This is a genomic window from Nocardioides sp. JQ2195, assembly GCF_012272695.1.
Lineage (GTDB): Bacteria > Actinomycetota > Actinomycetes > Propionibacteriales > Nocardioidaceae > Nocardioides.
The window spans coordinates 792,040-818,255 of record NZ_CP050902.1 but is presented as its reverse complement, the minus strand read 5'-3'; the positions used below and the strand labels follow the sequence as shown (position 1 = coordinate 818,255).

Below are 26,216 nucleotides of genomic sequence, written 5' to 3'. Positions count from 1 at the left end.
CGCCGGTGACCGCTCAGACGGCCAAGGTGTGCGACGTGCCGAGCACCCGACCGTCGGCCGCCAGCGCCTGCATCGCGACGTGCTCGGCACGGGCGACCGTCGTGGCGGTCTCGAACCCGGTACGTCGCACCGTTGCCGCAGGTGTGAGGTCGCCCGGCCGGCGACCGGTCAGCACCCGCCAGCGGACCACCTCGGTGGCGCCGTTCCAGCTCGCGTGGACCTCGATCTTCCCGGCCCCGGAGTCGACCACCCCGACGTCGGGATCCGAGGTGGGACGGCCGGTCCACTCCGCGCGGTAGGCGCGGTAGGTGCCTGCGCCGATCCCGTCGACCCCGAAGACCGGGGTTCCTTCGGCGTCGAACTCCGTGAGCGACGGGTCGGTCCCCCAGCCGACCAGACGGTGGCCTCCTTCGAGCAGCTCGAAGCTGCCCATCGCATAGCCGTAGTGGTCGTCGTTGCGGAAGGCGCGGCGCAACGTCACGGTGCGCTTCTTCTCGTCGAGGTCGAGGACCAGGCCGGCCGACACCGCTCCGGCCGGGTCCTCGCTCTGCCCGTGGTTGTCGAAGAGCGTCAGCGTCCCGTCGGGGTGGACGCGCGCGTCGTGCTGGGAGGCGAACTCCGCATCCTCGGCGATCTCGAAGTCGCTGTTCTTGCCGCCCATGCGCCAGCGGATCTCGCCGGTGCGTCGATCGAGCGAGTAGAGGGCGGACGTGTGCCGTGCGCTGAGCACCAGGGTGTCCTCGTGTGCCTCCACCGAGTTGATGTGGAACGGGTCGTAGGGCGCATCGATGCCGCCCGTGTCACCGAGCTCCTCGTGACTCTCGGCCAGGTCGAGGTGGGACAGGCTGCGCCAGTCGAGCAGGACTTCCCCAGTGGCGACATCCACTTCCTGCACCCGGCAGTCGTAGAGGTAGCCGTCCTCGGGGCCGCCGATCTCGCTCAGGTCGCGGTGGACGACGGGGTAGCCGATCAGCAGTGCCGTGCCCCGCTCGGTGAGCTTGAACTCGTGCAGGTCGGCGGCAGAGCCCTGGCCGCCGCGCACGGTCGCCACGCGTTGGTAGCTCTCGTCGAGCAGGTGGCCGGCGCCGATCCCGGTGCCGACGGCGACCTCGCCGGACCAGTAGGTGAGGACCGGCTTGCCGCGGTAGGTCTGCACTCGCAGGTCGGTGATGGTCTGCCCCTCCGGCTCGATCCACACCGGCTCGCCGTCGTTGTCGAGCACCAGCCCGTGGAAGACGCTGGTGCGGGGCGTGGTGAACAACAGGCCGGGCGCCGGCTCGGCCCCGTCAGCGGTCCACGTCTCCACGGCGACCGTGGACAGGTAGGTGCTCACGAACCGACGAATCCTCGGTGGCTTCTCCTCGGTCCCGGGGTCGGTGCCCTTGCCCCCGGAACCCGCAGCTGCCTTCTTCGTGCCGCCGCCCCAGCGGTCCGCACCGGCCACGGCTCCGGCACCGACGACCAGCCCGGCACCGAGCGCCAGCACGTCACGCCGGCCGACGCGCGCCCGGGAAGCCGTCGACTGCTCACTGTTGTCGTTCATGCCCTCTCCCAGACCACTTCGACCTCGAATCCTTCGGAGTTCTCCAGATAGAGCGCCACGTGCTCGTCACCGCCAGCGTGCGGGTAGCGGTCGGCGTACAGCTCGTGCCAGCCGTGGGCGCTGGACTCGGCACGCATCCGGTCCAGCAGCCCGCGCTCGTCGGTGCGCAGGGCCAGGTGGTTCAGACCGGGACGCATCCGGTCGTGCGCCTCGCCGTGCCGGTCCGGTGGGCACTGCAGGAACAGCTGGGTGCCGTCGGGATGTGCCCACGACCGTCCTGCATCCCCGGCGCTGCCGGTCTCCCACGCCAGCTCACCCAGGAGCCACCCCCACTCGCCGTCGGCGAGGGCCAGGTCGACGACCCACAGGTCAAGATGGTGCACAGCACGTGACATGCGGTCCAACCTAGCGAGTTCTCATCCAGGCGCGGAACATGAAACACTGCCTGAGTTCAGGAGGGGAGTATTCCTTCGTGGCAGTGTCGTCATCACGGTCGGTTCCTCGGAGCCACCCGGCACTGTCGGTCGGTCCAGCACCACGGTCCGGCGGAAGAGACCTTCGGAGTCCATGTCCGGTCGTCGCGCTCCCATGGGGCTCGATGGCGCAACGAAACTCCGGAGGAGAATTTCCTTGAGTGCAATTATCGGTGACTCGGTCGCCAGTCCCCTGGTCTGGGGCCTCACCATCGCCCTGGCCGTCATCGTGTTCACGGTCGACCTGGCCATCATCGGCCGTCGCCCGCACGAGCCCTCCATGAAGGAGGTCAGCACGCACCTGGCCATCTTCGTGAGCATGGCGGTCGTCTTCGGGGTCTGTCTCTTCATCTTCGCCGAGCCGCACGAGCTCTCCCCGAACCCGGGCCTCGAGTTCTTCTCGGGCTGGATGCTGGAGTACTCACTCTCCATCGACAACCTGTTCATCTTCATCCTGATCATGGCCAACTTCAACGTGCCCAAGGAGTACCAGCAGAAGGTGCTGATGATCGGCATCGTGCTGGCGCTCGTCATGCGCGCGATCTTCATCGTGCTCGGCGCGGCCGCGATCAACCAGTACAGCTGGGTCTTCTACATCTTCGGCCTGTTCCTCGTCTGGACCGCGATCAAGCTCGCCAAGGAGGGTGCGGAGGACGACGAGGACGACTTCGAGGAGAACGCGGTGGTCCGCTTCGCCGAGAAGCACCTCAACGCCACCAAGGAGTGGCACGGCACCCAGTTCTTCACCATGGAGAACGGCAAGCGCCTGATCACCCCGATGTTCCTCGTGGTGCTCACGCTCGGCACGACGGACCTGCTGTTCGCGCTCGACTCGATCCCCGCGATCTACGGCGTGACGAAGGACCCCTACCTCGTCTTCACCGCGAACCTCTTCGCGCTGATGGGCCTGCGTCAGCTCTACTTCCTCATCGGTGGCCTGCTGCAGCGCCTGATCTACCTGCCCTTCGGGCTGGCCTTCCTGCTGCTGTTCATCGGTGTGAAGCTGGTGCTGCACGCCATGCACGAGAACGAGCTGCCCTTCATCAACGGGGGCGAGCACATCGCTTGGGCACCCGACGTGCCGACCGAGCTGTCCCTCGTCGTCATCGTGCTGACCCTGGCGATCACCGCCGTGGCCAGCCTGATGGCCTCGAGGAACATGACCCAGGAAGAGATCGACGCGAAGACCAGCACCATGCGCACGCCCAGTGACAAGGACGAGCCGCAGAGCTGATCCGACGCGAGCTGATCTGACCCGACCACCGGGCCGGACCGCCGGGCCGGGACGAGCCGACTCCGCACCTGTCGACTCGTGCCGGACCGCCGGGCCGGGACGAGCTGACCCTGCATCAGGGGGTGGTCCCGGTGCGCGACGCCGGTCGGTGAGCGCTCAGGAGGTCAGAGCAGGTCCTGGTAGTCGGGGTGCTTCTCGATCCACCCCTTGATGAACGGGCACCGGGGCACGACGACCAGCCCGCCCTCCGCACGCACCGCGTCGAGGGCCTGCCGGGCGAGCGCAGACCCCACCCCCTGGCCCTCGACCGAGACCTCCGTGTGGGTGAACGTGATCCGGTCCCCCTCGCGCACGTATTCGGCGAAGCCGGCCACCTGGCCGTCGATCCGGGCCTCGAAGCGGTTCTGGTCCTTGTTGTCCTGCACGTCAACGCTCATGCGCCCATCCTGACAGCAGGATGCAGCCGGATTGCGTTGCCCTGTGCGTTCGGAGTCGTTCGGAGTGGGTGCACGGCCGGCTGCGAGCGGGTTAGGAAGGGGGTACTCGTTCTGGCGGTCGTGCCTGCGGGGGCCGCGGGGGTGTCACCTCAGGCATCGACCGCCGACGGGGTGTCGGAGCGCGGTGCTGCGCGGCTCCGGATCCGCCCGTGGATCGTCTCCGCGGCAGCGAGCGCGACGAACCCACTGATCAGCTTGTCCACCAGCGAGGCGATCGCGTTGCCGGTGAAGACCGCGATGCCCAGGTGATGGCTGATCCTGCGCAGACTCTCGATCACGTCGTCGGAACCGTGTCCGGTGTGGCCCTCGAACACGAAGACCAGGATCGGGACGGCGACCAGCGTGCACGCGAGCGCCACGATCGCGTTGAGCACGAAGAAGCGCGGAATGCTCCGCCCGAAGCCGAACCGGCGTACGCCGTACCCCCAGACCAGCGCGCCCACCACGTTCACGAGGGCGAACGGCGCCGAGATGGTCCACCTGCCCGGTCCGCCACCCGCGAGGTTGGTGACGACTCCGACCAGGGCGCCCCACCACGGCCCGAGGACCACCGCCGCGGTCGCCGTGCCGACCATGTCGAGGAAGATCGAGAGGCCGAGCGTGTCGACGACGACGCGCCCGGTCAGGTTCAGCGCCAGGCAGATCACCAGGATCGCCGCCCGTGACCGGTGAGCGATTCGGAGCGAGGCCATCGCGGCGAGCGGCGTGGGGTGCCCGCCGTCCGGGTGGCCCGCCCCGGGCGACAACGCCGTCGTCTCGTCGGCCCCCGTCGTCTCGTCGGCCCCCGTCGTCTCGTCGGCCGCCGTGCCGGAGACGGTCGCCACGGTCTCCCCCGCCGGTTCGATGACAGGCCCGCTCCACCGGTCCTCACCGGTGACCGCACCCGGGCTCCCCGCCGCGGCCACGCGTGCCACCCGGCAGGCTCGCGCCCACTCCGCAGCCTCGTCCTCGGTGCAGCCCAGCGCGCGGACGATCTCGACCACCAGGTCCCCATCGATGCGCCGCCGTCCACTGCGGAAGGCGTCGTAGACCGTGGTGCGTCCGGGGCGTGCCTCCTCGGCGGGGACGCCGCGAGCGCGTCGCTGGCGGGCGATGCGCACGGTGATCTCGGAGTACGACGGCAGACCGGCTGCGGCGCGGAGCTCCTGCAGCCGAGCGGCGAGGGCATCCAGCGTGTCGGCCACGTCCTGCGGGGCGATCCGGGGGTCGTGCTGTGCCACGGATGCACCTCCGATCCGTTCGGAAAGGTCCGGATCGGGGCCCGAACGCCCGTGAAGTCTACAAAGCCGATGGGTTCCACGGAGCGCTTTCGCAACCGCCGGACGCGCGACCGCCCGGGGCTGCTGCCTCGAGGTCGGCCGTGCCCCCGCCCGTCGGGAGGCTGCGACGGACGGGCGCAGGTCGAGGATCAGCCCCGGCCGCTGGAGACCCTGGCCCGCCGCGACCTCTGTCGAGGCCCGGGTCCTCGGGGAGCGGGCATCCCTGGTGGGGGCCGTCCTGCTCGCCTCCGACCGCACCGAGCTCCTCGACTGACGAACGGTCAATCGTTGCGTCGCGAACGGTCAATCGTTGCGTCGCGAACGGGCAATCCTTGCCCTTCGAACAGGCAACTCTTGTCGCGACGAAGCAACACCTGTCCGTTCGCGCAGCAACAACTGCCCGTTCGTACAGCAAGAGTTGCCCGTTCGCGCATCAGGGGTGGGGTGGAGTCACTCCCACTCGATGGTGCCGGGGGGCTTCGAGGTGACGTCGAGGGTGACCCGGTTGACCTCGGCCACCTCGTTGGTGATGCGGGTCGAGATCGTCTCCAGCACCTCGTAGGGCAGCCGCGACCAGTCGGCGGTCATCGCGTCCTCGGAGCTGACCGGACGCAGCACGATCGGGTGGCCGTAGGTGCGGCCGTCGCCCTGGACGCCCACGGAGCGTACGTCGGCGAGCAGCACCACCGGCATCTGCCACACGTCACGGTCGAGGCCGGCGCGGGTGAGCTCCTCGCGGGCGATCGCGTCGGCCTCGCGCAGGATGTCGAGACGCTCCTGGTTGACCGCACCGATGATCCGGATGCCGAGGCCGGGGCCCGGGAAGGGCTGGCGCCACACGATCTCGGAGGGCAGGCCGAGCTGCTCCCCGACCAGCCGGACCTCGTCCTTGAAGAGCGTGCGCAACGGCTCGACCAGCTCGAACTCGAGGTCCTCGGGCAGGCCGCCGACGTTGTGGTGGGACTTGATGTTGGAGGTACCGGCGCCCCCGCCGGACTCGACCACGTCGGGATAGAGCGTGCCCTGCACGAGGAAGGCCACCTTGGCGCCGTCGGCCGCCGCCTCCCCGAGGACCTCGGCCTCGGCGGCCTCGAAGACCCGGATGAACTCGCGCCCGATGATCTTGCGCTTCTCCTCCGGGTCGCTGACGCCCTCGAGGGCGTCCAGGAAGCGCTGCTGGGCGTCGACGACGTGCAGCTTGACCCCGGTCGCGGCGACGAAGTCGCGCTCGACCTGCTCGGCCTCACCCTTGCGCAACAGTCCGTGATCGACGAAGACGCAGTCGAGCCGGTCGCCGATGGCGCGTTGCACGACGGCCGCGGCGACAGCGGAGTCGACGCCGCCGGAGAGACCACAGATGGCCCGCCCGTCGGGACCGATCTGCTCCTCGATGCGTGCGATCTGCTCCTCGACGATGTTGACCATCGTCCAGGTCTGGCGGCAGCCCGCGATGTCGTGCAGGAAGTGCTCGAGGGTGGCCTGGCCGTGCTCGGAGTGCATGACCTCGGGGTGCCACTGCACGCCGGCCAGCTTCTTCTCGAGGTTCTCGAAGGCGGCCACCGGGGTGACCTCGGTCGAGGCGAGCACGTCGAACCCGGGCGGCGCGGCGGTCACCGAGTCACCGTGCGACATCCAGACCTTGTGCGCAGCGGGGATGTCGGAAAGGAGGGTGCCGGCGGCGCCCACCGTGACCGGCGTACGGCCGTATTCACGAGCGCCCGTGTGGGAGACCTCGCCCCCGAGGCCCTTGGCCATCAGCTGGAACCCGTAGCACATCCCGAAGACCGGGACCCCGGCGGTGAACACCTCGTCGGAGATGCCCGGTGCGCCGTCGGCGTAGACCGAGGAGGGGCCGCCGGAGAGGATGATCGCCTTGGGGTTGCGCGCCAGCATCTCCTCGACGGGCATGGTGTGCGGCACCAGCTCGGAGTAGACCCTGGCCTCACGGACCCGGCGAGCGATGAGCTGGGCATATTGCGCCCCGAAGTCGACGACGAGGACCAGGTCGTGCTCGGTCACGGGGTGGGTCACGGAGGGGCCTTTCCGGTGGATGTCCGACAAACCGGAAGTCTAGTGCCGCCCGGCCCCACGGCGTACGTCGAGGGGCGCGGCCGGACCGCGAACCGGTCCTGCGGTTCGATCCGCGGGAGGCCCCCGGAAACGCATCAGGGCCCGACCGGGGAGGGAGGGTGGTCGGGCCCTGATCGTCCATGCATCTGCAGGACAGAGCTTGGACATGGGGCCCGACGTGGGAGGGAGCATGACTGTCGGACCCACTCACCTCAACGAGACGGCTCGGGGCGGGTTACGCCCCGAGCCACCACATTCTTGAATTCTTTTCGAATGCCTCAGGACACGCCGACAATGGGGAGGCGGAGTGCAGCCGAGGCGGACTCGGGAACCACCGGGGCAACCGGAGGAACCGGGGCCAACCGCTGATAGGCCTCGCCTGCGGTCGGTCGCGGGTCAGCCTCACCCTTGTTCGGCCAGAAGGACATCGCCCGCTCGGCCTGGGCGGTGATCGTCAGCGAGGGGTTGACCCCCAGGTTGGCCGAGATCGTCGAGCCGTCGACGACGTGCAGGCCCGGGTAGTTGTGCATCCGCTGGTAGGGGTCGACCACACCGGTCTCCGGCGAGTCGCCGATGGTGCAGCCACCGATGAAGTGGGCGGTCAGCGGCATGTTGAAGGGTTCGCCGATGTTGCCCCCGGGAATGCCGCCCATGCGCTCGGCCATCTTGCGCACGGCCTCGTAGGCGACGGGGATGTAGGTCGGGTTGGGCTCCCCGTGGCCCTGCTTCGAGCTCATCACCCAGCCGAAGGGAGTCTTCTTGCCGACCGTGGTGATCGAGTTGTCGAGGCTCTGCATGACCAGTGCGATGACGGTGCGCTCCGACCAGTGCTTCATGTCGTAGAGGTCCAGCGCGTTCTTGCGCTGGCTCCACAGCTCCTTGAGCCAGGTGCGCCAGCGGGGCTCGGTGCCGGTGTCATCGGCCAGCACGGTCTGCATCAGGGCCATGAAGTTGCTGCCCTTGCCGTAGCGGACCGGCTCGATGTGGGTGTCGGCGTCGGGGTGCCAGGACGAGGTGATGGCCACGCCGTGGGTGTAGTCCTCGCCGGACGTCTTGGGCGCGAGGGCACCGAGGATGGCCTCGGAGTTGGTGCGGGTGAGCACGCCGAGCCGGTCGGAGATCCTCGGCAGGTGCCCCTCACCCTTCAGCTTGTGCAGCAGCTTCTGGGTGCCGAGTGCCGCGGCGGAGAAGATCACCTGGTCGGCGGTGAAGGTCTTGGTGGCGGTGTTGCGCGACAGCTTTGCCTTGGTCCACCGGGCGGTGATCTCGTAGCCACCCTCGGCCCTGGGCACCACCTTGGTGACGGTGGTCAAGGGGTGCACCTCGGCCCCGTTCTGCTCCGCGAGGTAGAGGTAGTTCTTGACCAAGGTGTTCTTGGCGTTGTGGCGGCAGCCCGTCATGCACTCGCCGCAGTTCCGGCACGGGTTCCGGTCGGGGCCGGCGCCACCGAAGTAGGGGTCCTCGACGGTCTGGTCGCTGGTCTGACCAGGGCCGCCGAAGAACACGCCGACGGGCGTGGGGTGGTAGGTGTCGCCCACGCCCATCTCGTCGGCGACCTCCTTCATCACGCGGTCGGACGCGGTGGTGAGCGGGTTCTCGACCACGCCGAGCATGCGCTTGGCCTGGTCGTAGTACGGCGCCAGCTCGGCCTTCCAGTCCGTGATGTGGGCCCACGACTTGTCCCGGTAGAACGCGTCGAGCGGCTCGTAGAGCGTGTTGGCGTAGACCAGCGATCCGCCGCCGACACCGGCGCCGGCCACGATCAGGCAGTCCTTGACCATGTCGATGCGCTGGATGCCGTACATCCCCGCGGCGGGCGCGTAGATGTAGTTCTTCACGTCGAAGGACGTCTTCGGCAGGTCGTCGTCCTCGAATCGGGCGCCGGCCTCCAGGACGGCGACCTTGTAGCCCTTCTCGGTCAGCCGCAGTGCGGAGACCGAGCCGCCGAAGCCGGAGCCGATGATGAGCACGTCGTAGTGCCCGGCGTTGTTCTTGCTCATGCTCGTCCCAACTTCTTCATCACTCGTGCACTGGCGGTGAGTGTCTTGGCAAACCGTTCGTTGGAGATGCCCTTCGGCGGCCGGAAGCCCCAGACCCGTTGGGTGCCGACCGATTGCGGCTCGGTGTAGCGGTGGATGCCCTCGGCACCCTGGCGGCGGCCCATCCCCGACTCGCGCATGCCACCCATCGGGGCAGCCACGCTGGCGAAGGTGGCGCCGTACGCCTCGTTGATGTTGACCGTGCCGCACCGGATCTCGCGTGCGATCGCGCGGGCGCGCCTGCCGTCCTGGCTGAAGATCGCCGCATTCAGGCCGTAGGTTCCCTCGTTGGCCTTCGCGATCGCCTCGTTCTCGTCGTGGAAGCGATAGATCGAGATGACCGGTCCGAAGGTCTCGTTGCCGAAGCAGGTCATGTCGGGCGTCACGCCCTCGAGGATGGTCGGCTCGTAGAAGTAGGGACCGAGGTCGGGGCGAGCCCTGCCGCCCGCCAGCACCGTGGCGCCCTTGGCCACCGCGTCATCGACGTGCGCGGTGACGGTGTCGAGCTGGTCCCGGGAGATCAGCGATCCCATGTCGGTGGACCACTCGTGGCCGGGGCCGAGCACCATCGCCTCGGTGCGGGCCACGAAGCGCTCCACGAACCTGTCGTAGACCTGATCGGCGACCAGGAGCCGCTCGGTGGACACGCAGAGCTGGCCGGCGTTGGAGAACGTCGCCCGCACGGCACCCTCGGCGGCCCTCTCGATCGCGGCGTCACGCAGGATCAGGATGGGGTTCTTGCCGCCCAGCTCGAGCGAGCAGCCGATCAGCCGCTCGGCACAGCCGGCGGCGACCTTCTTGCCGGTGGTGGTCGAGCCGGTGAAGCACACGTAGTCGGACTTGTCGATCAGCGAGGTGCCGACCCGGGAGCCGGGACCGGCGACCACCGTCCACAGGTCCTTCGGGAAGCCGGCCTCCTCGAGCAGCTGGGCGCCGAGCAGGGCGGTCAGCATGGTCTGGCTGTCGGGCTTGGTGACCACCGCGTTTCCCGCAGCGAGAGCCGGCAGGCCGTCGCACAGCGCCATCGTGAAGGGGTAGTTCCACGGCGAGATGATGCCGACGACACCCTTCGGCACCCAGTTCACGTCGATGCGCGTCACACCGGGGACCACGCCCGGACGGCGCTGGGTGTCGAGGTGGGCGTGGATCGTGCGCGCGTAGTAACGCGCCGTCAACGCCACGTGGTAGACCTCGAGATAGGCGTCCTTGCGCGCCTTGCCCGACTCCCACACGGCCAGGTCGATGATCTCTTCCTCCCGGTCGAGCACGAGGTCGTGCAGGCGCAGCAGCACCTCGGCGCGGTGGTCGAGCGACGTGCGCGCCCAAGCCGCCTGCGCCCTGCGCGCGCGTGCGAACGCCTCGACCACGTCGTCCTCGCTGGACTGCGGCACGTGCGCCAGCGGCTGGCCGTTGACCGGCGAGACCGAGAGGACCGACTCGTCCGAGGTGGAGACGATCCGTCGGGTCAGCGCTGCGGCGTGGTGCGGCTCGAGCGCGTAGGAGGCGCTCGGGTCGTGCTCGGGGTCGTTGGGCCCGCCGACGAGGGGCTCGGGCTGCGGAGTCTGGGCACTCATGGGACCGAGCGTATGTGACAGCGGTCTCGCCCACTACCCTTCGGTAACCAATGAGATGTTTTACACGTTGCGCGTCTTTGTAAACGTCCGGATTCCGAGATTTTCGGCGGCCCGAGCACTGCCGGTCGACGTCGCCGCGACGCAGGCCAGTCGCGAACCCGTAGCGTGACGGGGGTGACCGCCCTTCTCCTCACTCCCGTCGCCCGCCTCCAGCGCCGCGTGGTCAGGCCCGTCGCCCGCCGGCTGGCCCCACGCTCCTCCCGGGCGAGGAGCCCCTTGGCCGGTCGCACCGTCCTCGTCACCGGGGCCTCCTCCGGCATCGGTGAGGCCACGGCGTACGCCGTCGCGCGGCGCGGCGCCCACGTCGTGCTGGTGGCCCGACGGGGCGAGGAGCTGGAGCGCGTCGCGGCGCGGGTCCGCGCCGACGGTGGCACCGCATCGGCGTACGCCGTCGACCTGAGCGACCTCGACGCCGTGGGCGACCTGGTGGAGCGGGTGCTGGCCGAGCAGGGCCCGGTGCACTACCTGGTCAACAACGCCGGCCGCTCGATACGGCGGTCGCTGGAGCTCTCCTACGACCGCCTGCACGACTTCGAGCGGACGATGGCCCTCAACTACTTCGCGCCGGTGCGCCTGGTCCTGGGACTGCTGCCGGCGATGCGGGCCCAGGGCTTCGGCCACGTGGTGAACGTCGGCACCTGGGGCACCCAGGTGAAGGCACCGAAGTACGCCGCCTACATCGCGTCGAAGACCGCGCTCGACATCTTCTCCCGCATCGCCGGGCGGGAGACGTGGGACGACGACGTGACGTTCACCAACATGCGCTTCTCGTTGGTGCGCACCGCGATGGTGGCGCCCACGGACGCCTACGCGAAGCTTCCGGCGCTGACGCCCGAGCGGGCCGCCCGCAGGGTGGTCCACGCGTTGGAGGACCGACCGCTCACCGTGAACACGCTCCCGGGTGCCGTGGCCGAGATCGTCAACCTGGTCGCTCCGAGGCTCTCGGACCTCCTGTTCGCCGCGTCCGACCGCAGGTTCCCGGACTCGGCTGCGGCCCGCGGCACCACGTCCTGAGCCGCCCCGGCTCGATCGGGTGCCGAGCGGGTCCAGTCGCTGGGCTCAGACGATGTCGGCGACCTTGACCCGCGCCTCGTCGGCCTCCTGGTCGGTGAGCTTGGCCTGGCTCTGCCGCTCGGCCTCGACCCGGCGCAGGTAGTGGTCGACCTCCTCGTGGCGCCGGCCGTCGTCCCACCCCAGCTCGGCCCCCATCAGGTCGGCCACCTGCGGGGCCGCAGCCACTCCGCGGTCGAACATCTCGATCGAGATGCGCGTACGCCGGGTCAGGACGTCGTCGAGGTGCTGCGCGCCCTCGTGGGTCACCGCGTGCACCACCTCGGCAGCCAGGTAGTCCTCGGCGCCCTCGAGCGGTTGAGCCAGCTCGGGACGCTCCGCGACCAGGGCCAGCAGGTCGTCGACCAACCCGCCGTACCGGCCGAGGAGGTGGTCGATGCGCGCCACGTGCAACCCACTGCGCCGAGCCAGCAGGACCCGCTGGTTGGACCGGGTCTCGAAGCCGTCGGCGCCCACCAGCGGCACCCGGTCGGTGATCGAGTCGCGCACGGTCAGGTTCACCGTGGTCTTCAGCGAGTGCGCGGCGGCGTCGATCGCGTCCCTGGCCATCACGCGGTAGGTCGTGAGCTTGCCGCCGGCGATCATCACCAGGCCGGGCACCGGCGTGACGACCGTGTGCTCACGGGAGATCCGTGACGTCGGCTCCGACTCGCCCCGCAGCAGCGGTCGCAACCCTGCGTAGACGCCCTCGACGTCGTCGTGGTCGAGTGGTTCGCGCAGGATGGTGTTCACGTGGGCGAGCAGGTAGTCGATGTCGGCCTTCGACGCCGCGGGGTGGGCCTTGTCGAGGTCCCAGGCGGTGTCGGTGGTGCCGATGATCCAGTGCCGCCCCCACGGGATCACGAACAGCACCGACTTCTCGGTCTTGGTGATGAATCCCGCCTCGGAACGGATCCGGTCCCGGGGGACGACGAGGTGGATCCCCTTGCTGGCTTGGACGTTGAGCGATCCTCGCCCACCGACCATCTCCTGGATCTCGTCGGTCCAGACCCCGGCAGCGTTGACCACCACCCGGGCGCGGACCTCGATCTCACGCCCGGTCTCGAGGTCCTTCGCCCTCACTCCGACCACGCGCTCGCCCTCGCGGACGAAGCCGACCACCTTGGTGCGGGTGGCCACGTGGGCGCCGTGCGTGGCCGCTGTGCGCGCGATCGTCATCACCAACCGCGCATCGTCGACCTGGCAGTCGTAGTAGCGGATCGCCCCGGTCATCGACTCGGTCCTCAGGTCTGGCGCGATGCGGGCGACCTGGCGGCGGAAGAGGTGCTTGTGCTTCGGCACGCCCATGTCGTACTTGCCGGCCATCGCCATCGCGTCGTAGAGCACCAGCCCGGCGCCGACGTAGGGCCGCTCGATGCTCTTGTGCAACGGGTAGAGGAAGGGCACCGGGCGGACCAGGTGGGGAGCCAGCCGGGTCAGGAGCAGGCCGCGCTCCTCGAGCGCCTCACGCACGAGGCCGAAGTCGAGCATCTCCAGGTAGCGCAGGCCACCGTGGATCAGCTTGCTGCTGCGACTCGACGTGCCGGAGGCGAAGTCACGTTGCTCGATCAGGCCCGTGGACAGGCCGCGGGTGACGGAGTCCAAGGCGGTGCCGGCGCCCACCACTCCCCCGCCGACCACGAGCACGTCGAGCTCGGCGCCGTGGTCGGCCGAGGCCGCCAAGGCTTCGAGGGCGTCGGTGCGGGACTGCGGGCTGATGGCCCCGGGCTGGGTCATGCGGCCAGTGTGACAGGCCCCTGGCCGCGTTGGGTTCGTCGCGGGAGCGAGTGCCACCGGTCGCGCATCGGGACGTTGCCTTCAGGCGCGCACGCGTGGGCCCAGGGTGTCCCGGTGCTCGACCAGCATGGGGTGCTGGCTGCGGGTCTCGTGCACCAGCTCCGGGTCGATCTCGGCGAACGCGATGCCCGGGTCGGCACCGAGACGGGAGAGCGGCCTGCCCTCGGGGTCATAGACCGCTGAACCACCGATGAACTCACTCGGGCCGCACCGCCCGGTCAGGCCGGAGAACACGACGTACATGCCGTTCTCGACAGCTCGGGCCGGGTAGTAGACGTCGCGGCGGTGCTCACCGCCCGGGAAGTACGCCGCGGAGTTGAGGTAGCCGATCGCGCCGTCCTCGGCGGCCGCTCGCGCATGCTCGGGGAAGCAGCCGTCGTAGCAGATGCTCAGGCCGAGCTCGATCCCGTCGACGGTGATCGAGGCACCGTGGTCGCCGGGCAGGAAGTGGTCGCGCTCGTAGCCGGAGAGGTGTTGCTTGTCGTAGGGCGCGCTCACCTCGCCGGAGGGCCGGATCACCAACAGGGACAGGGTCTTGACGGTGGCCCGCTGCAGGGGCGTGCTCACCACGACGACGCAGTCCCCATCGGCCGCCGCCTGTCGCAGGGGTGCCGACCAGGGTTCCCCGAGCGAGTCCTCGTGGGGTAGATCGGCAGCGAACGAGGCCTCGGAGTAGCCGGTCAGGAACGCCTCCGGGAGCACGACGAGACGCGCGCCCTGCGACGCCGCCAGCTCGACGAGCTCGGCGGCCCTGGCGACATTTCCGGGCAGGTCTCCATCGAGCGATGCGGCCTGGGCGGCGGCGACCAGCAAGGTCACCCGACGACGACCTCGACCCGCTGGAACTCCTTGAGCTCGGTGTAGCCCGTGGTGGCCATCGACCGCTTCAGGGCGCCGATCAGGTTCATCGTGCCGTCGGCCACCCGTGAGGGCCCGAAGAGGATCTCCTCGAGGGAGCCGATCGTGCCGAACTCGACGCGCTCACCACGCGGAAGCTTGCCGTGCCAGGCCTCGGCACCCCAGTGGAAGCCGTGGCCCGGAGCCTCGTCGGCGCGCGCGAAGGGCGACCCCACCATGACCGCATCCGCACCGCAGGCGACCGCCTTGGCGATGTCGCCGGAGCGACCGATCGAGCCGTCGGCGATCACGTGCACGTAGCGGCCCCCGGACTCGTCGAGGTAGTCGCGGCGGGCTGCCGCCACGTCGGCGACGGCGGAGGCCATCGGCACCGCGACGCCGAGAACGGTGCGGGTGGTGTGGGCGGCGCCGCCGCCGAAGCCGACGAGCACCCCGGCCGCACCGGTGCGCATGAGGTGCAGCGCCGCCTGGTAGGTGGCACAGCCGCCGACGATGACGGGAACGTCGAGCTCGTAGATGAACTCCTTGAGGTTCAACGGCTCGGCCTGGCTGGACACGTGCTCGGCCGAGACCGTCGTACCGCGGATCACGAACATGTCGACCCCGGCGTCGACCACGGTCTTGGCGAACTCCTTGGTGCGTTGCGGCGAGAGGGACCCGGCGACGGTCACCCCGGAGTCACGCATCTGCTTGAGCCGGGCGGTGATCAGCTCAGCCTTGACCGGCTCGGCGTAGATCTCCTGCAGCCGCTGGGTGGCCTGGACCCCACGGAGCCCGGCGACCTCCTCCAGCAACGGCGACGGGTCGTCGTACCGGGTCCAGAGGCCTTCGAGGTCGAGCACGCCCAGCCCGCCGTGCTTGCCGAAGGCGATCGCGGTCTCCGGGGACATCACCGAGTCCATCGGCGCGGCCAGGACGGGAAGCTCGAAGCGATAGGCGTCGATCTGCCACGCCACGCTGACCTCTTCGGGATCGCGCGTGCGCCGCGAGGGCACGATGGCGATGTCGTCGAAGGAGTACGCGCGCCGGGCACGCTTGGCCTTGCCGATCTCGATCTCAGTCACGGGTCCAGCCTATCCGCTGCGCGGACCGACAAGAATTGCCGGCTCGGACGACAAGAATCCACCGTTCGCGCAGCAAGAATCCACCGTTCGCGGGGTCAGCGGTTGTAGTTGGGGGCCTCGACCGTCATCTGGATGTCGTGGGGGTGGCTCTCCTTGAGCGAGGCGGAGGTGATCCGCACGAACTTCCCCTTCTCCTGCAGCTCCGGGATCGTGCGCGCACCGATGTAGAACATCGACTGGTTCAGGCCGCCGACGAGCTGGTGGGCCACGGCGGCGAGCGGTCCGCGGTAGGCGACCTGGCCCTCGACACCCTCGGGCACGATCTTGTCGTCGCTGGTGACCTCGGCCTGGAAGTAGCGGTCCTTGGAGTAGGACTTCTTGCCGCGGCTGCTCATCGCACCCAGCGACCCCATGCCGCGGTAGGCCTTGAACTGCTTGCCGTTGACGAAGACCAGCTCTCCGGGCGACTCCTCACAACCAGCCAGCAGGGAGCCGAGCATGACGGTCTCGGCGCCGGCGACCAGCGCCTTGGCGATGTCACCCGACTGCTGCAGGCCACCATCGGCGATGACGGGCACGCCGGCCGGCTGGCAGGCCAGCGAGGCCTCGTGGACGGCGGTGATCTGCGGGACACCGCAGCCGGTGACCACGCGCGTCGTGCAGATGGAGCCGGGGCCGAAGCCGACCTTGACCGCATCGGCACCGGCGTCGACGAACGCCTGGGCGCCGGCCCGGGTCGCGACGTTGCCGCCGATCACCTGGACGTGCTTGGTGGCCGGATCGGTCTTGAGCCGGCGCACCATGTCGAGCAGCAGCGACACGTGGCCGTGGGCGGTGTCGGCGACGAGCACGTCGACACCGGCCTCGATCAACAGGGAGGCCCGCTCCCACGCGTCACCGAAGTAGCCGATCGCGGCACCGACCATGAGCCGGCCGTCAGCATCCTTGGAGGCGTGGGGGAACTGCTCGGACTTCACGAAGTCCTTGACCGTGATCAGGCCGCCGAGCCGCCCCGTCTCGTCGACCAGGGGAAGCCGCTCGCGCTTGTGCTGGCGCAGCAGCGCGGTCGCGTCCTCACGGGAGATGCCGACCGGGCCGGTGAACAGCGGGTGGGTGGTCATCACCTCGTTGACCTTGGTGGTGGCCCACTCCGCAACGGGCGTGAAGCGCAGGTCGCGGTTGGTGATGATGCCGAGGAGCTTGTTGTCGGGATCGACGACGGGGAGGCCGGAGACGCGGTACTCGCCGCAGATCCGGTCGAGCTCCTCCAGCGTCGCGTCGGGACCGATGGTGATCGGGTTGGAGATGATCCCGGTCTGGGTCCGCTTGACCAGGTCGACCTGGTAGGCCTGGTCGTCGAGGGACAGGTTGCGGTGCAGCACGCCGAGGCCGCCCTCACGAGCCATCGCGATCGCCATCCGCGACTCGGTGACGGTGTCCATGGCCGCGGAGACGAGCGGCACCTTCAGCGAGATCTCCCGCGTCAGGCGCGACGTGGTGTCGATGTCGGCGGGAGCCATGTCGGACTCCCCCGGCAGCAGCAGCACGTCGTCGTAGGTCAGTCCAAGGGCGGCAAACTTGTCTGGGAGCTCCACTCGCCCATCGTATCGACCCACCCGAGGAACGCGCGCAGCGGGAACCACACCGCCGGACACGGCCTGCCTCCCCCCGGTCGCCGGACCGGCAATGGCAGGCTTGCCCCCATGACGCGCACGTCCCGGTTCACCCTGCCCGAAATCGGGACCAGAAGACTCGTCGGGCTGACGGCCCTGCTGGCCATGCTGCTGCGATTCCCCGGGCTGATGTGGCCGATCCGCCCGGACGAGGCGGGTTTCACCCTGGTCGCCCGGGCCTGGCATCCCGAACCTGACTCGCTCTACGGCACGTACTGGGTGGACCGCCCTCCGCCGCTGATCGCGCTGATCAAGCTCTCCGACATGATCGGCGGCGCCCTGTTCATCCGGGTCGTGGCCGCGGTCGGGTGCGCCCTGCTCGTCATTGCCGCCGCGCGTACGGCGTACCTCGTCGCCGGCGACCGGGCGGCACGGTGGACCGCCGTCGCGACCGCCGCGGTGACCACCAACACCATGATCGACTCGGTGGCCGCGAAGGGCGAGATCCTCGGCATCCCGATCGTCGTGGGCAGCTTCTGGCTCGCCCTCGAGGCCCTGCGGGTCCTCGACCTCACGCCGCGCCGGGCGATGGTGTTCGCCGCCGGATCCGGTCTCCTGGGCATGCTCGCGATCGGTCTCAAGCAGAACATGGCCACGGGCCTGGCCTTCGGTGGCTTCGTCCTGCTGGTCTCCGCCCTGCGCAGGACGATCAGCTGGAGCGCGTTCTGGAAGCTGGCCGGGGCGGCACTGCTGGGCGCGGCGATCCCGCTCGGCCTCACCATCGGCTGGTGCCTCGTGGCCGGTGTCCACCTGGAGACCCTCTGGTACACCGTCTACGGGTTCCGTTCCCACGCACTCGACGTGATCGCCAGCGACGAGGCGGGCGCCCCGTTGGGCCGGGCCCGACAGCTCGCGATCATCTTCGTGGCCACCGGGATGGCCCTCATCATCGGTTGGTTCCTGGTCAACATCCGGCACGCGTGGCGCACCCAGCCGGCGGCGACCGTGGCAGCCCTCGCCGTGCTGGCCGTCGACGGCGCTGGCGTGGTGCTGGGCGGCAGCTACTGGCGGCCCTACCTCCTGGGCCTGGTGCCGACGGTCGTGCTGTGCGCCGCGCTGGTCGCGGGAGCCCCCGGCGTGCGCGGACGGGTCATGCGCGTCATCGCCGGGCTGGCTGCGTTCTCCTGCCTCGTCTCCGCCGTCGGCTGGGTGGCCAACAACCTGACCGGCGCCGAGCCGCCCACCGAGATCTACACCGGGCGGGCGATCAAGGACGTGGCCGAGCCGGACGACACGATCACGGTCTACGGCGGGCGGGCCGACATCGTGTTCGCGTCGGGGCTCTCCTCGCCCTACGAGCACCTGTGGAGCCTGCCGATGCGCGGCAACGACCCGGGTCTCGAGGACCTGGTCGCCCTGCTGCGCAGCGACGAGGCGCCCACGTGGTTCGTCGGCCAGGTCGACTTCACCTCGTGGAACGGCACCGGCCAGCCCGCTCTCGAGGCGGCCCTGGCTGATCGCTACGAACGCCATGGCACGGGGTGCGGGGAGCACCCGATCTGGCTGCTCAAGGGCGTCGACCGTGGCGTCCCGACCCCGGACTGCGACCACCCCTGGCTCTGGTGAGCCGGGCCCTGGCCCTGGCTCCGGCCCTGACTCCGGCTCCGGCTCCGGCTCCGACAAATGCAGCCGAGCCGGCACGGGTTGACCCAGGTTCAGGTCAACGCGCGCCGGCTCGGCGTCGTGAGGCTCCACCCGCACCGACTCGGCGCAGGTGGGTCAATCAGTGGCCGTGGCCGTGACCGTGACCGGCCGCCGACTCATCCTCGTCCTCGGGCTTGTCGACGACCAGGGTCTCGGTCGTCAGCAGCATCGCGGCGATCGAGGTGGCGTTGACCAGCGCGGAGCGGGTCACCTTCACCGGGTCGAGGACGCCCTGGGCGACCAGGTCGCCGTACTCGCCGGTGGCGGCGTTGTAGCCGTTGCCCACGCCGAGGTCACGGACCTTGGTGGTGATGACGTAGCCGTTGTCGCCACCGTTCTCGGCGATCCAGCGCAGCGGCTCGTCGGCGGCCTTGCGCACGACGCGCACGCCCACCGCCTCGTCACCGGTCAGGCCGAGGTTGTCCTCGAGCACGGAGACCGCGTGGATGAGCGCGGACCCACCACCGGCGACGATGCCCTCCTCGATCGCGGCTCGCGTCGCGGAGACGGCGTCCTCGATACGGTGCTTCTTCTCCTTCAGCTCCACCTCGGTGGCGGCGCCGACCTTGATCACGCACACGCCACCGGCCAGCTTCGCGAGACGCTCCTGGAGCTTCTCGGTGTCCCAGTCGGAGTCGGAGGCCTCGATCTCGGCCTTGATCTGGTTGACCCGGCCCTCGACCGCGGCCGAGTCACCGGCGCCGTCGACGATCGTGGTGTTGTCCTTGGTCACCACGATGCGGCGAGCCTGACCGAGCACCTCGAGTCCGACCTGGTCGAGCTTGAGGCCGATCTCGGGAGCGACGACCTGGCCACCGGTGAGGACGGCGATGTCCTCCATCATGGCCTTGCGGCGGTCACCGAACGCGGGGGCCTTGACGGCCACGGCGTTGAAGGTGCCCTTGATCTTGTTGACGACCAGGGTCGAGAGCGCCTCACCGTCGACGTCCTCGGCGAGGATGAAGAGCGGCTTGCCGGCTGCGATGACCTTCTCCAGCAGCGGCAGCATGTCCGCGATCGCGGAGATCTTGCCCTGGTGCAGGAGGATGTAGGGGTCCTCGAGGACGGCTTCCATGCGCTCGGCATCGGTCACGAAGTACTGCGAGATGTAGCCCTTGTCGAACTGCATCCCCTCGGTGAACTCGAGCTCGGTGCCCATGGTGTTGGACTCGTCGACGGTGATGACGCCGTCCTTGCCGACCTTGTCGAACGCCTCGGCGAGCAGCTCACCGATGTGCGAGTCGCGCGAGGAGATGGTGGCCACGGAGGCCATGTCCTCCTTCGACTCGACCTCGCGAGCGGCGTCGCGCAGCGCCTGGCCGACGGCCTCGGCGGCGGCGTCCATGCCGCGCTTGAGGCCCATCGGGTTGGCGCCGGCGGCCACCGCACGCAGGCCCTCGTGGACCATCGCCTGGGCGAGGACCGTGGCGGTCGTCGTGCCGTCACCGGCGACGTCGTTGGTCTTGGTGGCAACTTCCTTGGTCAGCTGCGCGCCAAGGTTTTCGAACGGGTCGTCCAGCTCCACCTCACGGGCGACGGTGACACCGTCGTTGGTGATGGTCGGGGCGCCCCACTTCTTGTCGAGGACGACGTAGCGGCCCTTGGGGCCGAGCGTCACCTTGACGGCGTTGGCCAGGGCGTCGACGCCCCGCTCCAGCGCGCGACGAGCGTTCTCGTCGAACTCAAGAATCTTCGGCATGGCTTCTCCTCACAAAAGGGAGATAGTCCCTAACGAGTCGCAGCCGAAATCGCGTTTCAGACCTGCGAGCCGTTAGGGACTATCGGGAAATCAGGAAACGATCGCGAGGACGTCGCGGGCGGAGAGGATCAGGAACTCCTCGCCGCCGTACTTGACCTCGGTGCCGCCGTACTTGCTGTAGATGACCTTGTCGCCGACCGCGATGTCCAGCGGGATGCGCTCGTCGCCGTCCTCGTTGAAGCGGCCGGGGCCCACTGCCACGACCTCGCCCTCCTGGGGCTTCTCCTTCGCGGTGTCGGGGATGACCAGGCCCGAGGCCGTGGTCTGCTCCGCCTCGAGCTGCTTGACGATGATGCGGTCCTCGAGAGGCTTGATGTTGACCGACACGATGTCGACCTCCACTTTCTCCACTTGAATGATCAGTTGGTGACGGACTCCGGGAACGGGGCCAGCCAAGAAGTTCGAGCCTGCAGTGGAGCACGCCGTCGCGGGGGTCGTGCTCGTTGCAAGCGCTGGCACCCTCATGGTGAGAGTGCCAGAACAAACGCTAGCACTCTCGCCAATGGAGTGCCAGAGACGGGGTCGCCACAATCGGCTGACAGACTGCGGGCATGGATCTCGACGCGTTCCGCTGGCTGCTGACCGACGACGGGCAACGGCTTCTGGAGACGGCCGGGAATGCGTACGCCGACCACGACGGCGATCCGGTCCGCTCCGCCGCCGCCGTGCGCAAGGTCGAGCAGGACGCCGACCGCGCCGCCGCGGCGCTCACACAGGTCGGGCTGCGGGTGAAGGCAGTGGCCAAGTTCGGCACCGACGCGATGCAGATGTTCTTCACCCCGGATGCCCTCGAGCAGGCCACCCACGCCCGGGTCGCCGCCCATCGCGCGGCCCGGCTGGCCGCCGCCCAGCCGGCGAGCGTGATCGACCTCGGCTGCGGCATCGGCGGCGACCTGATCGCCTTCGCCCGGGCCGGCCTCACCGTGGCCGGCGTCGACCTCGACCCGGTCCGGGTCGAGGTCGCCCGAGCCAACCTGGCCGCGCTGGACCTGGCCGGCGCCGTGCAGGTCGCCGACGGCACCACGCTCGACCTCTCGGGCTTCGGCGCGGTCTTCGCCGATCCTGCGCGCCGCGGCGCCCGGGGTCGGGTCTTCGACGTGGAGGGGTGGACTCCCCCGTGGTCGTTCGTCACCTCCCTCCTCGAGCGCGCCTCGGTGGTCAAGGTCGCCCCCGGCATCCCCCACGAGCTGGTTCCCGCCTCCGTCGAGGCCGAGTGGGTCAGCGAGGGCGGCGAGGTGAAGGAGGCTGCCCTCTGGTCGTCGTACCTCGCCACGGCCCGGCGCCGCGCCACCGTGATCGGCGACGGTGGGTTGGCCAGCATCACCGAGGAGGACGACCCCTACGACGGTCGTGAGCGGCCGGTGCGGGCCCTGGGCGAGTTCCTCTACGAACCGGACGGTGCCGTCATCCGTGCCGGACTGGTGACCGCTGTCGCCGGCGGCGTCGACGGCGGCCTGCTCGACGAGCACATCGCCTACGTCACCTCCGACGCGTCCTTCCGCTCACCCTTCGCCCGCGGCTACCGGGTCATCGAGACGCTCCCCTACCGCGAGAAGCCGCTCAAGGCAGCGCTGCGGGCACGCGGCATCGGAAGGCTCACGATCAAGAAGCGCGGGGTCGACATCGTGCCCGAGGTCCTGCGCAAGCGACTCTCCCTCCACGGGGAGCAGGAGGCCACGTTGGTGATGACCCGCGTGGCTGGCGAGGGAACGGCGCTGCTGGTGCAGCCGTTCGGTCGGGGCACGGAGTCCCCGGGCGTGCCACTGATCAGGTGAGGCGCAGGTCGAACACGTGTTTCCAGCGGTGGGTGACCACCGTCGCGTCGTCGGCTGGGTCCCTGGGGGTCCCGGTGTAGGTGAGCCCGAGCCGCAGGGTTGCGTCGGTGGTGTCCTCGGCGACCTCGAAGAGCAGCCACCTCGCGTCGTGGACGTCCATGTCGTCGGGTCGTGAGGAGATCTCCACGAGCTCGCTGTCATACATCGCCACCGGCCGGGCGCCGTCCAACCTGTAGGTCGGCTCGCCGTACGCGGTGTCCCGCGAGACGTACTCGCCGGCCACCTCCTGGCCGAAGTAGGTGTTGATGTCGATGGTTGCCTTCACCAGCACCCACGACCTGCCCGGTGCCGCCCAGCCGGCCGGACCGAACCAGGGCACCGGGTCCAGCGCACGGACCTGGCAGTCCGTGCCGTTGAAGGTGACGCCGTCGGCAAGCTCCACCCGACGCTGCGGCGGGCACTGGTGGTCACGCAACCGCGGCAGGTGCCCGGGCGCGTAGGCGCTGCCCGTGTCGTGCGTGGGCACGGGGTCATAGGGGTCCACCGCGAGCTCCCGGCCGTCGTAGTCCACCACCAGCCGGACTTCATCAGGGTCCTCGGGGACGGTGACCACCCAGTCGTTCTGCGCCTCGCGATCCAGCGGGAACCTGCGCCCGTCGACGTCGAGCCAGAGGTTCCACTCCACGTTCTCCCGAGCCAGCATCCAGGTGTCCCCGGCCACCGCGGACGGCGTCAGCTCGTCGATCTCGATGAACGCGGTGCCGTCGCCTGCTTCGGGAGACACGTCGCCGCCCTCGCCCATGGGCAGGCTGCTGGTCGCCACGGACCGCGGTTTGCTGACCAGGAACTCGTAGCCCGCCGTGGGGAGGGTGAACGTGACCGGGAGGCCCTCGATCTGCGCCTGCGCGGGGAACACCTCGCCCACGTCGGCCCTGCGTTCGTCGTCACCGAGCGGGCCGCCGGAACAGCCGGAGACGAGCAGGGTGGACGCCAGCAGGGCCCCGCCGAGTGTTCGCATGACCGCCTTCTGCCCCGTGCCCGGCCACTTCAACCGCACCAGCCTCGCCCCCGTGAAACGCGAAGGCCTCGACAGGTGCGGCTCAGGCAGCGGGAAGCTCCATCGTGCGACCGCCACGGGAGATGATGCGTCTCTCGGTGGCCGAGACCAGCTGGAAGAGCCCGGTGTTGCGGCCGATCCTCACCTGGTCGGGAACCACCCGCTGCGAGGCCCGCACACCGGCGGTGATCGCGGCGTACGCCGCAGCGTGGGCCGGGCTCCAGGCCAGGCCGAACGCCCTGCGCACCCGCGGCGGCAGCATCCCCCGCACCACGAGGTTGGTGCCGCTGATGCCGATCCGCAGCTGGAGGGGCACCGGCATGTCGAGGGCGATCGCCCGGCCGACGACACGGGCCTCCTCGGTGACGTGGAAGTCGGGCCCGGCGACCTGGGCGCGCATCCACTCCTCGAGCTCGCTGGCCGTCGCCGGAGCCACCGAGCGCGGCATCCCGAAGAGCTCGCCGAACCGGACCCAGTCGGCCCACAGCTGCTCCTTCTCGTCGGCCTCGAGCGGCCGGACCAGGGTCTCGAAGGCCACCCTCGACGAGTCGGCGAGCATCGCCATCGTCCAGAGCATCAGCTCAGGGTCGAACGCGTCGTACGCCGTGCCCGCCGGGAAGTTGCCCTCGTCGCGGTCGAGGGACCCCTTCACCCTGGTGTGCATCTGGTGCACCATCGCCAGCACGCGGTCGGCCTCCTCGCGGTCGCCGAAGAAGATCGACTCGAACGCCTCGGCCGTGGCGGAGAGGCGCATGAACGGCCGCTCCTTGGCGTTGGTCGACGCGCTGGTCCCGACGTAGGGAACCGGGTGCGTGGCCCCGATGATCAGCGCACGTTGACCGTAGGTCTGTCCGACGGCTCGGTGCTCCTGGACGTGGCGGAGCACCGAGCCGGGTGGAAAGTAGCCGTCCGTCATGGATCGAGACTAGCGTCGATCGAGCACCCGGGTCAGGGCTCAGGCCGGCTGCGCGCCCTGCGAGATCCAGTAGTCGTTCAGCGCGCCGTTCGTCTTGACGAACCAGATGAACGGGCCGACCAGGATGAGCATGCCGGGGACGTACCAGAGCCCGGTCAGTCCGCTGACCCTCGGCTCCTGCCCTCGCCACCTCCGCAGGTTGCCGACCTCGGCGGAGAGGAGGAACGGGTTCACGATGCCGACGAAGATCGCCAGCAACAGCGCCACCAGGCCACCGACACCTTGGTTGGAGTGTTGCTTCATCTCCTCGTGGGTCACGTAGAAGTAGTAGATCGAGTAGATCCCACAGGTGACGAAGAAGAGCAGGATGCACATCCCGGTGCTGCGCACCTTGCCGATCCGGCCGGACCCGCCGTGGAGCTGCTGGCCGGGGTTCACCGGCGGGGCAGCGCCGTAGCCCTGCTGGGGCTGGCCCCAACCCGGAGGAGGCGGCGGAGGCGGAGGCGGATGACCCTTGTGGGGCTGCTCGGGCGGATGGTTGTCGGACATGTCTCTCCTTCGTGGGACGGGGACTTCGGGTTCAGTCTGACGCCGGCGCGTACCACGGGTCTCATCCGGCAGCACGGGCCGCTCACCCCGGCATCGGTGCGTCCAGGTCGGCCGCCCACGAGCGAATCGCCGTGCGCTCGGCCTGACCGCACACGTAGCCGTAGCCGTAGGTCGTGCTGCCCTGCGACAGGGTCCACCTGCCGTAGTAGGTCAGCGCGTAGCAGTCGGCCATCTTCTCGCGGCTTCCCTGGAACAGCCCCCGCCCCACCAACCGGTCCGCGCGACCGCGATAGTTCTTGAACCTCGCGCGATCGGCCCGCTGGTAGACGTGGGCGAGCTCGTGGGCCACCAGCATCCGCATCTCCCACTCGCCGTCGAGCTCGCTCTCGGGCAGGAGGTGCACGACCAGGGCCCGGCCCTTGACGCATCCCGTCGTGATCCGGCCCTTCTCCTTGGCGCCCGGGCAGGCCGAGGCGGCATCCCACCGGGTGTCGATGAAGCCGTCCGTCGCCCGGTCGACCAGCTCCTCGGTCAGCGAGCCCGAGCGGTTGACCCGCCGCTTCTCCGCGGCGGCGACAGCCCGCTGCAGCTCCCGACGCATCCTCCGCGCCTGCTGCACCAGTGAGCGGACCGCGTAGTCGCTCAGGCCGGGGCGCTCGGCCTGCTCCTCGAGCCGGGAGAAGGCAACGGGGTGGGTGATCAGCGGGGCGACGGGATTGCCGTCGAGAACGGCCGCGAGCCGGTGGTACTTCTTCCGCTCGGCGTCGAAGCCAGCGCGCAGGGCGTCCGCGGCCCGCCCGTCCCGGTTACCGGTCGACGGGCTCCGATCGGATGGACGGTCCTCGTCGGAGGAGAGCGTCGCACCGACGGCGCCGAGCAGCAGGACGCCGATGACGACGACGGCGAGCGCCAGGCACCCGCACCCGGCCAGCCACCCTGCGCTGCCGCTGCGTCGCGGCGTGGTCCACCCCGCCGGGTACGCCGGACCCGAGGGCAGGCTCCCCGACCCCACGGGTCCGTACGCCGGCCCGTACGCCGGCCCGTGCGCCGGCACTCGACTCGGCCCCGGTGGGCCGTACGCCGGCCCGTACGCCGGCCCGTACTGCGGCCCGTGCGGTGCCACTCGACTCTGCCCCGGGCGCGGGTTGACCTGCGCGATCCACTGCCGCAGCCCCGGATGGGCGTGCGGGTGGGCGTGGATGACGGGGTGCAGGTCCCAGCGCCGCACGGCGATCTCGGCCAGCTGCGCAGGGGACGTGCCGGGATGCCGGGCAGCGAGTGCGTCGGGATCACCCGGGCTCGTCATCGGTGGTTCACTCATGGCG

At 69.8% G+C, this 26,216-nt stretch carries 21 protein-coding genes; 4 read left to right on the top strand and 17 right to left on the bottom strand.

Annotation, left to right across the window (positions count from 1 at the left end):
- Positions 1–13: 13 nt before the first annotated feature.
- Together ncot_RS03875 and ncot_RS03870 are read right to left on the bottom strand one after the other, a co-directional pair.
- Complete coding sequence (locus tag ncot_RS03875) at positions 14–1,543, bottom strand: arylsulfotransferase family protein (RefSeq protein ID WP_168616418.1); 1,530 nt, start codon at positions 1,541–1,543, stop codon at positions 14–16.
- On the bottom strand, positions 1,540–1,938 hold the full coding sequence (locus ncot_RS03870) for a VOC family protein (RefSeq protein WP_168616417.1): 399 nt from the start codon (positions 1,936–1,938) through the stop codon (positions 1,540–1,542). Before ncot_RS03870 ends, ncot_RS03875 begins: the two co-directional genes overlap by 4 nt.
- Before the next feature lie 235 nt (positions 1,939–2,173).
- On the opposite strand from ncot_RS03870, the gene ncot_RS03865 reads away from it, so the two are divergent.
- Positions 2,174–3,250 (top strand): TerC family protein, encoded by a 1,077-nt coding sequence (locus tag ncot_RS03865; protein WP_240938050.1) that lies wholly within the window; start codon positions 2,174–2,176, stop codon positions 3,248–3,250.
- A 164-nt stretch (positions 3,251–3,414) separates the two neighbouring features.
- On the opposite strand, the gene ncot_RS03860 is transcribed toward ncot_RS03865, so the two are convergent.
- The 5 genes from ncot_RS03860 to ncot_RS03840 all read right to left on the bottom strand — a co-directional run bounded on the left by ncot_RS03860 (position 3,415) and on the right by ncot_RS03840 (position 10,689).
- On the bottom strand, positions 3,415–3,687 hold the full coding sequence (locus ncot_RS03860) for a GNAT family N-acetyltransferase (protein WP_168616416.1): 273 nt from the start codon (positions 3,685–3,687) through the stop codon (positions 3,415–3,417).
- 149 nt (positions 3,688–3,836) lie between these two features.
- Complete coding sequence (locus ncot_RS03855) at positions 3,837–4,967, bottom strand: ECF transporter S component (RefSeq protein WP_168616415.1); 1,131 nt, start codon at positions 4,965–4,967, stop codon at positions 3,837–3,839.
- Positions 4,968–5,456: 489 nt separating this feature from the next.
- Positions 5,457–7,037 (bottom strand): glutamine-hydrolyzing GMP synthase, encoded by a 1,581-nt coding sequence (gene guaA, locus ncot_RS03850; protein WP_168616414.1) that lies wholly within the window; start codon positions 7,035–7,037, stop codon positions 5,457–5,459.
- A 317-nt stretch (positions 7,038–7,354) separates the two neighbouring features.
- A complete protein-coding gene (locus ncot_RS03845; RefSeq protein WP_168616413.1) occupies positions 7,355–9,076 on the bottom strand; it encodes a GMC family oxidoreductase in 1,722 nt (573 codons plus the stop codon).
- Positions 9,073–10,689 (bottom strand): succinic semialdehyde dehydrogenase, encoded by a 1,617-nt coding sequence (locus ncot_RS03840; protein ID WP_168616412.1) that lies wholly within the window; start codon positions 10,687–10,689, stop codon positions 9,073–9,075. Before ncot_RS03840 ends, ncot_RS03845 begins: the two co-directional genes overlap by 4 nt.
- A 174-nt stretch (positions 10,690–10,863) precedes the next feature.
- On the opposite strand from ncot_RS03840, the gene ncot_RS03835 reads away from it, so the two are divergent.
- Positions 10,864–11,763 (top strand): SDR family NAD(P)-dependent oxidoreductase, encoded by a 900-nt coding sequence (locus ncot_RS03835; protein ID WP_240938049.1) that lies wholly within the window; start codon positions 10,864–10,866, stop codon positions 11,761–11,763.
- 45 nt (positions 11,764–11,808) lie between these two features.
- On the opposite strand, the gene ncot_RS03830 is transcribed toward ncot_RS03835, so the two are convergent.
- The 4 genes from ncot_RS03830 to guaB all read right to left on the bottom strand — a co-directional run bounded on the left by ncot_RS03830 (position 11,809) and on the right by guaB (position 17,113).
- Complete coding sequence (locus ncot_RS03830; RefSeq protein ID WP_168616410.1) at positions 11,809–13,536, bottom strand: glycerol-3-phosphate dehydrogenase/oxidase; 1,728 nt, start codon at positions 13,534–13,536, stop codon at positions 11,809–11,811.
- A gap of 81 nt (positions 13,537–13,617) precedes the next feature.
- Positions 13,618–14,415: a carbon-nitrogen hydrolase family protein gene (locus ncot_RS03825; RefSeq protein WP_168616409.1), complete on the bottom strand. Its 798-nt coding sequence runs from the start codon at positions 14,413–14,415 to the stop codon at positions 13,618–13,620.
- Positions 14,412–15,518, bottom strand: a complete 1,107-nt coding sequence (locus ncot_RS03820) for a GuaB3 family IMP dehydrogenase-related protein (RefSeq protein ID WP_168616408.1) — start codon at positions 15,516–15,518, stop codon at positions 14,412–14,414. Before ncot_RS03820 ends, ncot_RS03825 begins: the two co-directional genes overlap by 4 nt.
- A gap of 95 nt (positions 15,519–15,613) precedes the next feature.
- Positions 15,614–17,113, bottom strand: coding sequence for an IMP dehydrogenase (gene guaB / locus ncot_RS03815; RefSeq protein ID WP_168616407.1), 1,500 nt, complete (start codon positions 17,111–17,113; stop codon positions 15,614–15,616).
- Between the two features lie 108 nt (positions 17,114–17,221).
- Between guaB and ncot_RS03810 the strand changes: the two genes are divergently transcribed.
- Positions 17,222–18,757 carry a hypothetical protein gene (locus ncot_RS03810; protein WP_168616406.1) on the top strand — a complete coding sequence of 512 codons (1,536 nt, stop codon included), beginning with the start codon at positions 17,222–17,224 and terminating at the stop codon, positions 18,755–18,757.
- Between the two features lie 157 nt (positions 18,758–18,914).
- Here ncot_RS03810 and groL read toward each other — a convergent pair whose 3' ends face one another.
- Positions 18,915–20,534: a chaperonin GroEL gene (gene groL, locus ncot_RS03805; protein WP_168616405.1), complete on the bottom strand. Its 1,620-nt coding sequence runs from the start codon at positions 20,532–20,534 to the stop codon at positions 18,915–18,917.
- Positions 20,535–20,624: 90 nt separating this feature from the next.
- On the bottom strand, positions 20,625–20,921 hold the full coding sequence (gene groES, locus ncot_RS03800; RefSeq protein WP_168619151.1) for a co-chaperone GroES: 297 nt from the start codon (positions 20,919–20,921) through the stop codon (positions 20,625–20,627).
- A gap of 224 nt (positions 20,922–21,145) precedes the next feature.
- Here groES and ncot_RS03795 point away from each other — a divergent pair, with 224 nt between their 5' ends.
- Complete coding sequence (locus ncot_RS03795) at positions 21,146–22,369, top strand: class I SAM-dependent methyltransferase (protein WP_168616404.1); 1,224 nt, start codon at positions 21,146–21,148, stop codon at positions 22,367–22,369.
- Here the strand turns inward: ncot_RS03795 and ncot_RS03790 are convergent.
- The 4 genes from ncot_RS03790 to ncot_RS03775 form a co-directional block, all read right to left on the bottom strand.
- Positions 22,362–23,387: a hypothetical protein gene (locus ncot_RS03790; RefSeq protein WP_168616403.1), complete on the bottom strand. Its 1,026-nt coding sequence runs from the start codon at positions 23,385–23,387 to the stop codon at positions 22,362–22,364. The two genes, ncot_RS03795 and ncot_RS03790, sit on opposite strands and share 8 nt — an antisense overlap.
- Before the next feature lie 82 nt (positions 23,388–23,469).
- A complete protein-coding gene (locus ncot_RS03785; RefSeq protein WP_168616402.1) occupies positions 23,470–24,342 on the bottom strand; it encodes an oxygenase MpaB family protein in 873 nt (290 codons plus the stop codon).
- Positions 24,343–24,381: 39 nt separating this feature from the next.
- Positions 24,382–24,891 (bottom strand): DUF4234 domain-containing protein, encoded by a 510-nt coding sequence (locus ncot_RS03780; protein WP_206065134.1) that lies wholly within the window; start codon positions 24,889–24,891, stop codon positions 24,382–24,384.
- Between the two features lie 82 nt (positions 24,892–24,973).
- Positions 24,974–26,212 (bottom strand): hypothetical protein, encoded by a 1,239-nt coding sequence (locus ncot_RS03775; RefSeq protein ID WP_168616401.1) that lies wholly within the window; start codon positions 26,210–26,212, stop codon positions 24,974–24,976.
- Positions 26,213–26,216: the final 4 nt, after the last annotated feature.